The sequence below is a fragment of the Weissella sagaensis genome, assembly GCF_010306265.1.
GTDB classification, from domain to species: domain Bacteria; phylum Bacillota; class Bacilli; order Lactobacillales; family Lactobacillaceae; genus Weissella; species Weissella sagaensis.
This window is the reverse complement of the sequence record NZ_BLKA01000002.1, coordinates 162,439-175,509: the sequence shown is the minus strand read 5'-3', so window position 1 is coordinate 175,509 and position 13,071 is coordinate 162,439. Positions and strand designations below refer to the sequence as shown.

Annotated in this window: 12 protein-coding genes; 1 reads left to right on the top strand and 11 read right to left on the bottom strand. The window is 37.1% G+C overall.

Translation table 11 applies throughout. The features are described from left to right. Positions 1-138 precede the first annotated feature (138 nt). Genes G7Y65_RS03425 through G7Y65_RS03415 form a run of 3 tightly spaced genes read right to left on the bottom strand, consistent with a single transcriptional unit; the run spans position 139 to position 3,310 of the window. A complete protein-coding gene (locus G7Y65_RS03425) occupies positions 139-1,419 on the bottom strand; it encodes a tetratricopeptide repeat protein (protein WP_165314615.1) in 1,281 nt (426 codons plus the stop codon). Between the two features lie 25 nt (positions 1,420-1,444). After that, positions 1,445-1,585, bottom strand: a complete 141-nt coding sequence (locus G7Y65_RS03420) for a hypothetical protein (protein ID WP_165207084.1) — start codon at positions 1,583-1,585, stop codon at positions 1,445-1,447. Positions 1,586-1,606: 21 nt separating this feature from the next. Next, positions 1,607-3,310, bottom strand: coding sequence for a hypothetical protein (locus G7Y65_RS03415; RefSeq protein ID WP_042493893.1), 1,704 nt, complete (start codon positions 3,308-3,310; stop codon positions 1,607-1,609). Between the two features lie 121 nt (positions 3,311-3,431). On the opposite strand from G7Y65_RS03415, the gene G7Y65_RS03410 reads away from it, so the two are divergent. Continuing rightward, positions 3,432-3,908, top strand: coding sequence for an NUDIX domain-containing protein (locus G7Y65_RS03410; protein WP_052348440.1), 477 nt, complete (start codon positions 3,432-3,434; stop codon positions 3,906-3,908). 68 nt (positions 3,909-3,976) lie between these two features. Here G7Y65_RS03410 and G7Y65_RS03405 read toward each other — a convergent pair whose 3' ends face one another. From G7Y65_RS03405 to der, 8 genes are all read right to left on the bottom strand, one after another. Beyond that, on the bottom strand, positions 3,977-7,183 hold the full coding sequence (locus G7Y65_RS03405; RefSeq protein ID WP_165314613.1) for an AAA family ATPase: 3,207 nt from the start codon (positions 7,181-7,183) through the stop codon (positions 3,977-3,979). Position 7,184: 1 nt separating this feature from the next. Next, positions 7,185-8,357: a metallophosphoesterase family protein gene (locus tag G7Y65_RS03400; protein ID WP_165314612.1), complete on the bottom strand. Its 1,173-nt coding sequence runs from the start codon at positions 8,355-8,357 to the stop codon at positions 7,185-7,187. A 23-nt stretch (positions 8,358-8,380) separates the two neighbouring features. Then, positions 8,381-8,878, bottom strand: coding sequence for an MFS transporter (locus G7Y65_RS03395; protein WP_165314611.1), 498 nt, complete (start codon positions 8,876-8,878; stop codon positions 8,381-8,383). Next, the gene (locus G7Y65_RS03390; protein ID WP_165314609.1) at positions 8,875-9,594 is read right to left on the bottom strand and encodes an MFS transporter; all 720 of its coding nucleotides are present in this window, start codon (positions 9,592-9,594) and stop codon (positions 8,875-8,877) included. The genes G7Y65_RS03395 and G7Y65_RS03390 overlap by 4 nt, the downstream gene beginning before the upstream one ends. A gap of 63 nt (positions 9,595-9,657) precedes the next feature. After that, positions 9,658-10,164, bottom strand: a complete 507-nt coding sequence (locus G7Y65_RS03385) for an ECF transporter S component (protein ID WP_137600559.1) — start codon at positions 10,162-10,164, stop codon at positions 9,658-9,660. Continuing rightward, on the bottom strand, positions 10,161-10,976 hold the full coding sequence (locus G7Y65_RS03380) for a bifunctional hydroxymethylpyrimidine kinase/phosphomethylpyrimidine kinase (protein WP_137600560.1): 816 nt from the start codon (positions 10,974-10,976) through the stop codon (positions 10,161-10,163). Before G7Y65_RS03380 ends, G7Y65_RS03385 begins: the two co-directional genes overlap by 4 nt. 155 nt (positions 10,977-11,131) lie before the next feature. Beyond that, positions 11,132-11,407: a non-specific DNA-binding protein Hbs gene (hbs, locus tag G7Y65_RS03375; protein ID WP_042493879.1), complete on the bottom strand. Its 276-nt coding sequence runs from the start codon at positions 11,405-11,407 to the stop codon at positions 11,132-11,134. Positions 11,408-11,613: 206 nt separating this feature from the next. Continuing rightward, positions 11,614-12,924: a ribosome biogenesis GTPase Der gene (der, locus tag G7Y65_RS03370; RefSeq protein WP_074427742.1), complete on the bottom strand. Its 1,311-nt coding sequence runs from the start codon at positions 12,922-12,924 to the stop codon at positions 11,614-11,616. Positions 12,925-13,071: the final 147 nt, after the last annotated feature.

Sequence of the window (13,071 nt, the reverse complement as noted above, 5' to 3'; positions counted from 1 at the left end):
TCGTTTCTGTATCTTATTATTTTCTAATATTCACATTATACATTTTTAAACACACTGTGACAAACTGCCTAATAACAATAAAAAACGTCCTATACCAGGAGAACATAAGCTTGTTTTCCTAATATAGGACTCTTTTATTTATAATTCTTGATCAACTTCATTTTGCAAAGCCGAAACCATATCAAAATCATCTGGTACCAACTGAACATAAGCTTGTAAGGCACGTAATGCCAGCTCACGCTCCCCTTCATTTCTGAAGTAATAGTAAGCCGGCTTCAAGAATTCAGCTGTATCCATAAATGATGGTAACGCTGCTTCCCAATACTTCGTTGCCATGTCAAAGTCTTCCAAAGCTGTATAACTTTGTGCCAAGTTCCAATACAATTGCGGATTAATATCCGTATCATCATTAGAGAAGTATTCGTTCAGCAAGTTAATGTTACCAACATGATCATCATTTTGAACTAAAAAGTCTGAATAACTTGTAATAAGTATTGCATCATCCGGAACATTCTCTAATCCTTCTTGATACAATGACTTAGCTTGTTCTTCTTCCCCTAGCTCCGCTGCAATCTTAGCACCTTCTTGGTAGAACTTAACATTAAACGGATCAACTGCAATACCTTCTTGATATGTTACCAAGGCCTTATCTGGTTCATGCGTGTCCATATAAAGTTGTGCTAATGGTTCATACACACCAGCATAAGATGCATCTAAATCACGCAATTGCGTAAACGTCTTGATCGCTTTTTGCCAATTTTCAGGATTTGTTGCATAAGTCAATCCCAATTGGAAGCGAACATCTGGTGTCATATCAGCTTCTTTAATTTGTTCTAAGTAACCCAATGCATTATCAAAATTGCCAACAAGTGCATACGCAACACCAATGCGCGATACAATATCTAATCCTGAGAAATAACGTTCACCCGCTTTAATCAATTGACGATAATTTGGAATCGCTGTTTGATATTTACCAGTAGCAAAGTAAAACTCAGCTAACGCAAATTGAATAATTGGCTCTTGATTATCTAATTGATAAGCTGTTAACAATTTATCTTCAGCCGCCTCAGTAAGACCTTCTGATTGGTATAAATCAGCAGCAACTAACAATGACTCTAGATAAGCTGTCGAATCCGTAGAAATTTCTGAAAGGTACATCAATGCCTTATCAGTATCATCGTCATCAATGGCAATATCAGCCAAAGCTGTCCGTAGTTGGTCTTCATCTGGATACTTATCCAATAATTTTTGATAGGCCCGTTTGGCTTGGTTTGAAAATCCTAAACCATATAATTCTTCTGCTAATGAATAAATTGTATCATCATCGTCATAACGTAGTGATGATGCAAATGATTTTTTAGCAGCATCTAATTGTCCACTTGATAATTCATCAAGCATACGTTCTGCAAAACTAGCCATTAGAGCGTCCTTTCATAATACGATGTTATTTTTTATTTTGTTGTGCTTTTTGCTTAGCTTTCTCTAATAAAGCTTGACGGGTAGCTTTTTTCTGTTCGACCGTGGTTTTTCCTTGTTTAGCAGCACCACGTGCAAAGTCATTTGATTTAATTGTTCCTTGTCCCATTTTATCTAACCTGTTTATTATTTACTTTAAAGATTTGTTAGTCAAAGTCACGACATTAGCAACCGACGCACCAGCAATGGCTTTAACCTTTAGTTCTACTTGATCATTTTCTTGCAATAACAATGCATCCTGCTTTTGTGATGGATCCAAGGTGTATAGCGTGTCATCATCAACTAATTTAAACACTACCACCTGCTTACCATTTAAGGTTGCATTGGTGTTAACACGACCAACTTTACCAGTAATCTTTTTAATTTTAACTTTTTGATCACTAGCAGCGGCTGACTGGGCACTGCCAGCTAAAGCATTGCGGTATGATGCCAATGCATCTGAGGCATTAGCACCTTCACCAATAACGTTTTGATCAGCACCTTTAATATAAGCATATTCACGGAAACGTTCATTATTGTCCATCATTGAAACAACCCAAGTTGGTGTTCCATCAATATTCATAATAACCGGATTTGACCCGTGCCACTTATTTTGTGGATGCAATTGCTTAGCAACCTTCATAGCACCCTCAGAATCCATAATACCGACATTCTTACCAGTATAGAAACGTAACTTACCAGAACGCGTATCAATTAATGAATAACCTTTATCAGAATCAGCATTTGATCTAACTGTTGTGAAATCATCAAAGTATGCCAATGATCCATTCACATTAAACATTGGTGTGACACCACTTTCTGAACCGTTCTCAGTTGGCTTGATTTGGTTCTTATGACGGAAATTAAATGCATATGGATTACCATATGTACGATTCATCAAAGTTGCTGCTTCAGGAGAAACACCCACATCAACCCACTTAGGCAAATCCTTAGTCTTGTAAACTTCAGTCTTACCCGTATTAGCATTTGTGATTGCGACATGAATGTTATTAAACATCACTTGACCAGCCCAACGTACATTTAACAATGTTTGGACCCAGTAAGTTTGACCACTATTATCTACTTCAAGAATAGGTTCACCAACTTGTTGGTAACGTGGATTTGCCATATAAATCTTACGTGCGATACTATGTGAGAACCAACTTGTTTCAGAATAAGCCATTTTTTCCTTCACAAAATGGGCCGTATCGTTAATATCTGTTGCTGAAACAACAAAATATCCCGGTAGTTCACGATTCATAAACCATGAAACAAAGCCATTAAACTCAACTGGTGCAACGTAATAAGGCTTACCTTTGATGTATTGTGCTGATAGATCACCTAGCTCATACATTGACGAATCTGGAACCTGCGAAAAGGCTTTTTTCATCATATTCTGTGCTGCTTGTGCAGACAAAGCAATTGGTTGATCATCTTTAGTCAATGGCGCTTCTTTTTGCTTAGTAGCCTGCACCGAATGATACATTGGTCGAACTGTCAAAGATTTTGACACACCTGCCACTACTGAAATACCAATTGCAATCAACGGAATAACAAATGGCCACAAAGTGATATTTAGCGCCATGCGGTCATGCTTTTTTGTTGTAACTTTCTCAATTACCACAGTGGCACTACCAATTAATAATGTCCAAATACTAATTAGTGTTGTCTCTAATGCTACCGGCATCACCAATTGTGATAGTGTTGGCACCGGCATCCACCAATAAACAAAAATTGCGTTTAAAATAGTTAAGCCAGCAACGGCTAACCAATCTAACTTACCCAGTTTTAATTTTTTTGCCCATAAAAAAGTCGCGAACATCGCGATTTCAAGGACCAAAAATGATGTAATCATGCAGTTCTCCTCAATAAAATATAGATACATTAATTGTACCATAAGAGCCATTTAAGTTTTTAGCCAATATGATATGATTAAGTGAAGCAGTCGTTAAATGATTACAGGGGGAATTATCAAAATGGTTATGGAACAATATTTCAAAAATATTCGCCAAAAAATCGGTCATGACGAAATTATTATGCCTGGTGTCGCAGGCGTTTTATTCGATGAAACACGCCAGAAAGTTTTACTTGAACAACGTGGGGATGGTGAAATTGGCTGGAGTTTAGTTGGTGGTATGCAAAACATTGGCGAATCGGCAATGACCTCACTTATTCGCGAGTTTAAAGAAGAAGCTGGTATCGATGTTCAAATTAAAGCGCTAATTGGGATTGATACTAATTTTCATCACATCTTCCCCACTGGGGATAAAGCTCAGATTCCAATGACCCTTTTTGAAGTTGAGCAAATTGGTGGTCAATTAAAGGCGGATGGGGATGAAACACTCTCGTTATCATACGTACCACTATCAGATCACCCTCAGATGTACAACACGCAACACCAATTAGCTATTGATCAGATGATTAAGCAAGCCCCATATGGCTGGTATTTTTAATCGTATAAATTTAAAAAGTCGCCAATCTATCCAATTTCGGTAGATTAGCGGCTTTTATTTAAACATTTTTATAAAGTACGAAGACTTAATTGGCTTCGTCCATCACCTAATTTTTTAACCTGTAATTGTTGTGGGATTTGTTGTTTCATCGAAGTAACATGCGAAATAATACCAACTAAGCGACCACTTTGCTCCACTAAGCTAAGGGCTTCCATCGCTTGTGATAGCGTTCGTTCATCAAGTGATCCAAATCCTTCATCAATAAACAAAGCATCAATTTTAGCACCACCTGCTCTTCGTTGCACCACTTCGGCCATAGACAAAGCAATTGATAAGGCCGAAATAAATGATTCGCCACCCGACAACGTACTGGTAGCACGTATTTTACCACCGTCTTGATCATAAATATCAATATCTAGACCATTTTGATTAGAGCGCCCACCTTGTCGATCTGACAAGATGAATTGATAACGTCCACCGGATAAGGTACCAATATAATGATGATTAGCATAATCTAAAACATCAAACAAGAAACGGCGCAAAATAAATGGTTCAAGGCGTAAGCGTTTTGCATTATTACCATCAACCGCTTGCGTTAACGTCAATAAATCTTTCCCTACTACCTGTTGCTGCTCCCATTTATCTTGTAATGCTTTTACCGTTGTTTCAATTTGTTTTTGTTGTGCCAATACTGATTTCTTCGTGGCATTATCTTCTATCAACTGATTTACTAACGTTTGCTGTTGATCAATGGCTGCCTGTATTTTCGCCATATTTGGCCTAGAGACATCCCCTAAAACCTTTTCCAAATTAGTAATATCTTGTTGTAATTGCGTCACAGTCGTCTGATACTTCGTGATATTCTGCGTTAGTTGATTTATTTTATCAGGTTGCTCCTGTAAGACATTAAGCAATTCATCAAATGTTTGTTGACTATCAACAGGACCATCAGTGATTGCCGTTACAATTTGTTGTTCTAGTGTCTCAATGTCAGTTGCTGTTGTCGTTATTTTTTCTTCTAACGATGTCTTTTGCGCCTGCTTTTCAACTTGAGCTTGTTGGTTAGTCAAAACTTGATCATGCACTTTTTTAACTTGATCATCATATTGCTGCTGTTCTGCTTGTAATTTTTGCAGCATTGTTTCATATTCAGCTACGGATTTGAGCGTTGTTTCTGATGCAACAATTTGCTTAATTTCTGCATCGTAAGCTTGCTTACTATCAGTTTTTGCCACAACTTTTTGCTCATTTGTAATGACCTGTGTTTGAATATTCTGCAATTGATTTTGACTATCGGTTACTCGCGCTTGTAAATCAGCGGCCTCATTTTTAGCATGCTTTACAAAAGTTATTGCTTGTTCAAAACAACCGGTAAGTCGTGTTTCATCAAATACATCAGGTAACGTTACAAAAGTTTCTGATGATGATATAAACAATTGTTGCCAATCCTGCTTAAATGTTGCATATTCTTTCTCTAATGTATCATTATCAGCTGTGACCTTATCTGTCAGCTCCATCAATTGCGTTTGATTATTTTCTAAATCCGTTTGCAATTTTGTTAATTGTACAGTTGCCGTTTGTTCAGCTTTTTCACTATCAGAAACTGCTTGAATAGCATCAGCCAAATCTGCATAAGTACTCTGTGCATCAGCATGGTCATGATGAGCTTGTGCATGATAAATTTGACCACAGATAACACAAGGTTCACCATCAACGAGTTCTTGTTGTAATTGTTGAATTAAGATATCACGCCGTAACGACGCCTTGTCTTGTAGATCCTGTTTTTTATCTGCTTGATTCTGCACCGCTGTTGCAACCTTTTGTTTCAGCACAGTAACCTGTTCTTTTTTAGTTTGCGCATCTTTTTTATTCTGTTCAAAGGCATGTTGATGATTAATTAACTGATCAAATTGATATTTTCGATTAGCTAATTCACTTTCATAAGCTGCATTTTTCTGATAGCGTGCCAAATTATCAGATTGCGTCGTGATAACAGCATCTAACTTTTGAGATGTTTGCTCAAGTTCTTCTCCTTGTGCGTATAACATTTTAATCTCATCAGCAATATTTTTACCCTTGTCGCGTAACGTTACTAATTGCCGTGCCTTTGGTAACAAGTTCTCTTGAATCTGCTTAGACAACTGTTGATTAGTCTCAACAACACTCGCTTGCTGCTTAAGTTCAGTTTGCGCATCAGCTAAAGTTTGCTGTTGCGTCTCCAATTCATCAAGCGCCGTTGATAACTTCTGCTTTTCACTAATCTGTTGCTGATATTGATTATGCAGATACCTTTGTTGGGTAACTAATGGTTGTTGCGCCACACCCCAAGATAATGTTGCTAACGTTTCTTTTTGTTGTGCAATACGATCCTTTTGTTCATATTGTTCGTTTAATACAGTTTTTTTCTGCTCAAGTTGATCCAATTGGTCAATAATCTGACGGCCCTTTTGTTGCTCACCATGCAATGCTGCTAGTTGAGTCTGAGCTTGACTTAAAATTTCAGTTTGTTGCTCAATTTCAGCGGTCATATCTGTATTTAGCTGACCCAAAACCTGAATTTTTTCAGTAGCAGTGGGCGCAACATCTTCAATATCAGGTTGTGACCACTTAACTTGTTGTAACTTTTCATCACGTTGTGTCGCTAATTTTTCCAACGCTTGACCCGATTGCTTTTGCTGATCTTTTAAATTATTAACAAAATCATCAAAAATAGTAGTGCCAAAAAGCTGACGCAAAATAACCATCTTTTCATCACTTTGCGCACTTAAAAATTCTCGAAATTTATCTTGCGGAAGCAAAATAATCTTACGAAACTGATCAGCATTTAAATGTAATAATTCTTCAATTTGATCATTAACTATCTTCGCTTTATCGCCCAATGCCTCTAATGGTGTCTCTAACGTTTCATCAACTTCGATTAACGACGCAGTTGCCTGATGAGTTGTCGTATCATCATCGGACTTTGCACCACGTTTTTTCTTCAATTGTTGCGTTGGTGTCCGCCGAATCTCATAAAAGTGACCATTATGTTCAAACCAAAAAGTAACCATCGTTTTAGCCAGGCCATTGGCAAACTCACTACGCATGTCTTCTGGGCTACGCTCACCCGTACCTTTACCAAACAATGCATATGTCATCCCATCAAAAATGGTTGTCTTACCAGCACCCGTATCACCAGTAATTAGAAATAATTTCGATTCTGTAAATTTCATGAAATCAATCGTTGTTTCATCATACGGACCAAAGTTATTTAATTGTAATTTTAAAGGACGCATCTTACTCCTCCTCTTGTTGATACAAATCACTCAATGTATCATCTACCAATCGTTGCTGATTATCATTTAGATTTGTACCTGTCACATAGTTATAAAATGCAGCAATTAATTTATCATCAGCACCATCTGCATCTGCCGCAATTTCTGGTATTCCCTGTTTATCAGCCACTAAAGTCGGCAAATCATATTGCACTTCAACAACATCACCATAAATTTTAGCTAACGTTGCTCTAGCATTTGTTGCATTCGCCAAGCCTTGAATTTTAATGCTGAAATAATTTTTATGACCACGTTCATATTGACCATAAAAATTAGGATCAATCAATGTATCAAACGGTTCCGCCAATAAAATTAAATCTTTTTTCGGGATTAACGGATGCCAAGTTGTGGTCACAACATGTTCGTTAATTTCAACAATATAAACCCCTTTTTGTGTTTGCGCTTCTTTAGTATTAAATTTTATTGGTGAACCTGAATAACGAACAGTTTCACTGGGACTAGCTTGCTTCAAGTGCAAATGTCCTAGCGCAACATAGTCAAAATCTTTGAACATCATATCATCAAGGCTTCGTAATCCCCCAACCTGCGAATTTGTTTCACTTGTTAATTCATAATCTTGGTTTTTACTGCCTGTGACATAATAATGTGTAACTAATAAATGATTCTTCTGCGGATCAAATTTTGCTACCATATCCGCAATAATCCTTGGCATCACTTGATTAATCGTTTGATATTGACGAGCTTGTGATTCTGGAATTTGGTAATAAACCCGAGCCATTGCTGGTTCAATAAAAGGCAATAAAAATATTTGCGTATCAGCCGTTTCGATTGGTGTAAAGGCATCTGCTAACGTTGTGTTAAGATATAATTCATTTTGTTGGCGCCACTCACGACCAGCACCTAAACGAGTCGCACCATCATGATTTCCTGAAACGGCATAGATTGGTAGATGATGATTAATATTCAAATCTTTCAACATACCTTCCAAACTATTAACTGCGGCTGTTGGTGCAATACCACGGTCATATAAGTCGCCAGCAATAATTACACCATCAACCTTTTCAGATAATGCAATATCACGAATTTGTTCATAAGCAGTTTGCTGCTCTGGTAACAAAGAGAAGCCACCCAACTCCTTACCAATATGCCAATCAGCTGTATGTAAAAATTTCATCGTCAATTACTCCCCATTCATAATTATTCGTCAAACACATTTTTTGTGTGTGCAATCATAACTGCAGACACAATCATTAACAAAACCAAAATTAGGTAAACAATATTTTGAATCTTTCCTGCTGGATTAGCATCAAAAGCGTGCCCATATAAAATAGGCCCAAATGCTGATATAAAATAACCACCAGCTTGTGCCATACCAGATAAACGAGCTGTTTGTACTGGTGATTGTGTTTTACTTGCAAACATTGTTAATGAAAACAAAAAGAAAAAAGCAGTCGATGCACCAATTAATATTGTTACAATGCCCCAAAAGACAACCGACTTGGTTTGCGTGTGAAATAACATCACAACACTAAGTAATGCTACCATACCTGCACCTAATGAAACCCAAGTTGTACCTTTTGCCTTCAATGTTAAAAATACTGTTGGTAATATAATTGATAATGGCATACCCACAAATGAATATAACGACATAAAAATTGTCATCACCCCATTAGGAACACCATGTTGCAACATCATAGATGGTAGCCAAGCAACTGTCGTATAATTAACCGTTGCTTGTACACCAAAAACAAATAAGAATGGCCAAGCTTTATAATTTGACCAGACACGTAAATGTTCTTTAGGTTGCCCTGTTTGATTAGCCGGTATCGTCTCATTGGCTGTTGGCACAATTTTTTAGTCGTCCAAAACCATAACACTAAAGTAATTGCCGGTACTAATACCAATAACCCCATGACACCTTGCCAACCAGATACTGCTACCACAGGTGCTGTAATTAAACTAAATACTGCTGATCCAACCATGATTGCAAGCGAGTAAACTGACGTATACAAACCAATTTTATTAGGAAAATAAGTCGCTACAAATGGTGGCATTAATACGTTCAAATGTGCAATACCAATTCCAATTAAAGCAGTACCTAGTAAAATTAATGGCATATTAACCAACATACGCAATATTGACCCAACAATAATACTTAACAACGACAACATAAGTGCACGATTAAGGCCAAATTTCACCATTGTTTTAGTTGCAAAATTTGAAATAAGCAAAAACATGATTAAGGGAATCGTCGTAATAATTCCTAGCTGACTCTGAGCAACATGCAACGACTCAGCAATTTGTGGTAGCATTAGCGGCATTGTTGTAATCGGTGCACGCATAATACTACTCATTAGCATTAGACTAATCGTTAATAATATAACAACTTGATGTGATTTTTTCTCCAACATTGTGCTCTCCTTCTAAAAACCAAATAAAAAACTGCCCCATTGTGGCAGCTTTTAATCTTCTAATTAACGAATCCACTTACGTAATGGCACGCTGACAAGTAAGGCTACAATAAAGCCTACTAATACTTGCATGATGTTAGCTGGCACATCTGTTAAGCCAGCTAACATAGCTGTTTGTATTGACATTTTAGTCCCACCGGTTATCCATAGCAAAAAGCTACCCGCCAGCCAGTAACCAAATATCATCGTAAAACTACCACACAAGTTTCCAATAATCCGAACACTGACTGCTTTTTTAACATTAAAGTGTCCAATAATCCAACCTTCTAATCCATGAATAATAAGTGAAAAAAACATCCACTGTGGGTAACCCGCAAATAAATCTAATAAAAATCCGGTCAATCCACCAACAGCCAAGCCCATTTTAGGGCCAAAATGCCAAGCACCAATAAAAATACCCGCTTCAACTAAAGAAACAAATCCCGTCGGTGTTGGTAATTTTGCAACATAGCTTAATACAATATTTACAGCAATTAAGACCGCGCCAATTGTTATCTGTTTTGTTTTCATTTCTCTATCCCTTTATAACGACGTGCTGCCTGCCAAACATTGCCAACCTCAAATGCATCGTTTAGCCTAACACCTTGCAAGATGCCTTCATGCACAAAATTTTTCGCATCACTAATCGCATTTAAAGGTGTTTCACCTTGCGCTAGCTGACTAGCAATAGCTGATGAAAATGTACAACCAGCGCCATTATTAAATGGTTGCATTAATTTTTGTAATTTCACTAACTTTTGTGTCTTATCAGTCACAATTGCATCTGTTGCATTATCCCCAGGCAAGCGCATACCGCCCTTAACAACAACTGTTTGTGCACCAAGCTGGTGTAGTGTTTTTGCCGCCACTAACAACTCAGTTTCAGACGTAATCGTTTGTTGTGTCAACAATTGTGCCTCAATCAAATTAGGCGTTACCACTGTTGCTAATGGCAAGAGTTTTTCTATAATTGCTCGTGTCAGCTCACTAACATTAATCGTATCTGTTTCTTTAAACGCCATTACAGGATCAATTACTACTGGAATATGTTGACCATTTGCCCGCAAAAAATCACTTACTAATTCAATATGTGCGACTGTCGGTAATAGCCCAACTTTAATGCCCTTAACATCCGTTAGTTGGCCCAATGATGCTAGTTGTTCTGCCAAAACTTTTATCGGCACAGCATGAATATCAAAATCAGTTTTCGTAACTGTGACAATACTCGTTATTGCGCTTAATCCAAACAAGCCATATTCATTAAAAGTCGCTAAATCCGCCTGAATACCACCACCAGCTAAAATATCAGAGCCAGCAATCGTTATCATTTTCCCAATCGCCATCTCACTACCCCTTTTATATTAATTAAATTTGTATCGTAATTAAATTTAATTTTAGCACAATTCAACTAATGTAAACATATTCATCTGGTTACACTTTTAAAAAAGTATACAAAAAAAAGAAGTTATGCGTAAACACAACTTCTTTTTCATGATACTTACTTGATAGCATCCTTCAAAGCCTTACCAGGCTTGAATGCAGGAATCTTTGATGCAGCGATCTCAATTTCCTCACCAGTTTGTGGGTTGCGACCCTTACGAGCTGCACGAGAACGTACTTCAAAGTTACCAAAGCCAATTAATTGAACTTTTTCACCTTTTGCCAAAGTATCTTGGATTGAAGCAAATACTGCATCAACTGCAGCAGTTGCATCCTTCTTTGTCAAACCAGTTGCTGTTGCAACATCAGTTACTAATTCTTGCTTGTTAGCCATTTTAATTTCCTCCTGCATAGTTATATTGACTGAATGTCAATAATTTCAGATTGAATCTGTAATTAGATTTCGATATTTAGAATATCATAGTTAGCACTATCTTACAAGTAAAAAATGTCTTAAAACGTTGATATAATAGGCTTTTTCATATTTTTTTAAACATTTAGCTAAAAATAATCATATTCTGTTGAATATTAAGGTTATTTTTATTTTCGTGCTCTTTTGATTAAGTGAATTGGCGTACCCGTAAAGTCAAATGACTTACGAATTTGGTTCTCTAAGAAACGCTCATATGAGAAATGCATCAATTCAGGTTCATTGACAAACACAACAAATGTTGGTGGTTGAATAGCAACTTGTGTGGCATAGTATACACGTAATCGCTTACCATTAACCGTTGACGTTGGGTTCAATGCCAAGGCATCCATAATCACATCATTCAATGTTGCTGATTGAATACGCTTTTGATGATTTTCATTCACTTGCTTAATTAATTCTGGTAGCTTATTAAGGCGTTGTTTAGTCAATGCTGATACAAAAACAATTGGTGCATATGACAAATATTGGAATTCTTGTCTAATTTGATTTTCAAAATCTGCCATCGTGTGATTATCTTTTTCAAGCGTATCCCACTTATTAACGACAATAATAACCGCACGGCCGGCTTCGTGTGCATAACCAGCAACGTGCTTATCTTGATCACGAATTCCTTCTTCGGCATTCAAAACCATTAATACAACGTTTGAATCATCAATGGCACGCATAGCACGCATAACTGAGTACTTTTCAGTAGATTCGTATACTTTACCACGCTTACGAATACCTGCTGTATCAACCATTACAAACTCATCACCTTCAGCAGAAGTAAAGCGCGTATCGATTGCATCACGTGTGGTTCCTGATATATCAGAAACAATTACACGCTCTTCTCCTAGCATGGCATTAACCAACGATGACTTACCAACATTTGGACGTCCAATAAATGAAAAACGAACAGCATCGTCCTCTTCTTGGGCTTCAACGTCAGGAAAATTATCAACAACTTTATCCAGTAAGTCACCTAAACCAGTTCCATGCGCACCTGAAATAGGGTACGGATCACCAAAACCTAATGCATAAAACTCATAAATTTCAGAACGTAATTCAATATTATCAACTTTGTTAACTGCTAGAACAACTGGCTTTTTTGAACGATACAAAATTTTTGCAACACGTTCATCAGCTTCCGTTAATCCTTCACGTGCTGACACCATAAAAATAATAACATCAGCTTCATCAATTGCAATTTCAGCTTGTTGTACTATTTGTGACATGAAAGGCTCATCACCCATGTCAATTCCACCTGTATCAATTAATCGAAATTCATGTGTTAACCATTCAGCACGTGTATAGATACGATCACGTGTTACACCTGGTGTATCCTCCACAATTGAAATTCGATCACCCGCAATACGGTTAAATATTGTTGACTTACCAACATTTGGACGACCAACAACCGCCACAACAGGAAATCCCATATTAGCCTCTTTTCTAAATTACAAATATTATTGTAATTTGTTTTACTTCATATTTAGTATATCTAATCTTAACATGGATTAATTTGAAACAAAAATTAGAGGCTGAGACAATGTATGTCTCAGCCTCTAACTGTTTGAAACTATTTT

Bases quoted from the DNA above. Each gene is read 5' to 3' on its own strand.
- G7Y65_RS03395 (WP_165314611.1), bottom strand. From the start codon at position 8,878: ATGATGTTGCAACATGGTGTTCCTAATGGGGTGATGACAATTTTTATG.
- hbs (WP_042493879.1), bottom strand. From the start codon at position 11,407: ATGGCTAACAAGCAAGAATTAGTAACTGATGTTGCAACAGCAACTGGT.
- G7Y65_RS03385 (WP_137600559.1), bottom strand. From the start codon at position 10,164: ATGAAAACAAAACAGATAACAATTGGCGCGGTCTTAATTGCTGTAAAT.
- G7Y65_RS03405 (WP_165314613.1), bottom strand. From the start codon at position 7,183: ATGCGTCCTTTAAAATTACAATTAAATAACTTTGGTCCGTATGATGAA.
- der (WP_074427742.1), bottom strand. From the start codon at position 12,924: ATGGGATTTCCTGTTGTGGCGGTTGTTGGTCGTCCAAATGTTGGTAAG.
- G7Y65_RS03425 (WP_165314615.1), bottom strand. From the start codon at position 1,419: ATGGCTAGTTTTGCAGAACGTATGCTTGATGAATTATCAAGTGGACAA.
- G7Y65_RS03410 (WP_052348440.1), top strand. From the start codon at position 3,432: ATGGTTATGGAACAATATTTCAAAAATATTCGCCAAAAAATCGGTCAT.
- G7Y65_RS03380 (WP_137600560.1), bottom strand. From the start codon at position 10,976: ATGGCGATTGGGAAAATGATAACGATTGCTGGCTCTGATATTTTAGCT.
- G7Y65_RS03390 (WP_165314609.1), bottom strand. From the start codon at position 9,594: ATGTTGGAGAAAAAATCACATCAAGTTGTTATATTATTAACGATTAGT.
- G7Y65_RS03415 (WP_042493893.1), bottom strand. From the start codon at position 3,310: ATGATTACATCATTTTTGGTCCTTGAAATCGCGATGTTCGCGACTTTT.
- G7Y65_RS03420 (WP_165207084.1), bottom strand. From the start codon at position 1,585: ATGGGACAAGGAACAATTAAATCAAATGACTTTGCACGTGGTGCTGCT.
- G7Y65_RS03400 (WP_165314612.1), bottom strand. From the start codon at position 8,357: ATGAAATTTTTACATACAGCTGATTGGCATATTGGTAAGGAGTTGGGT.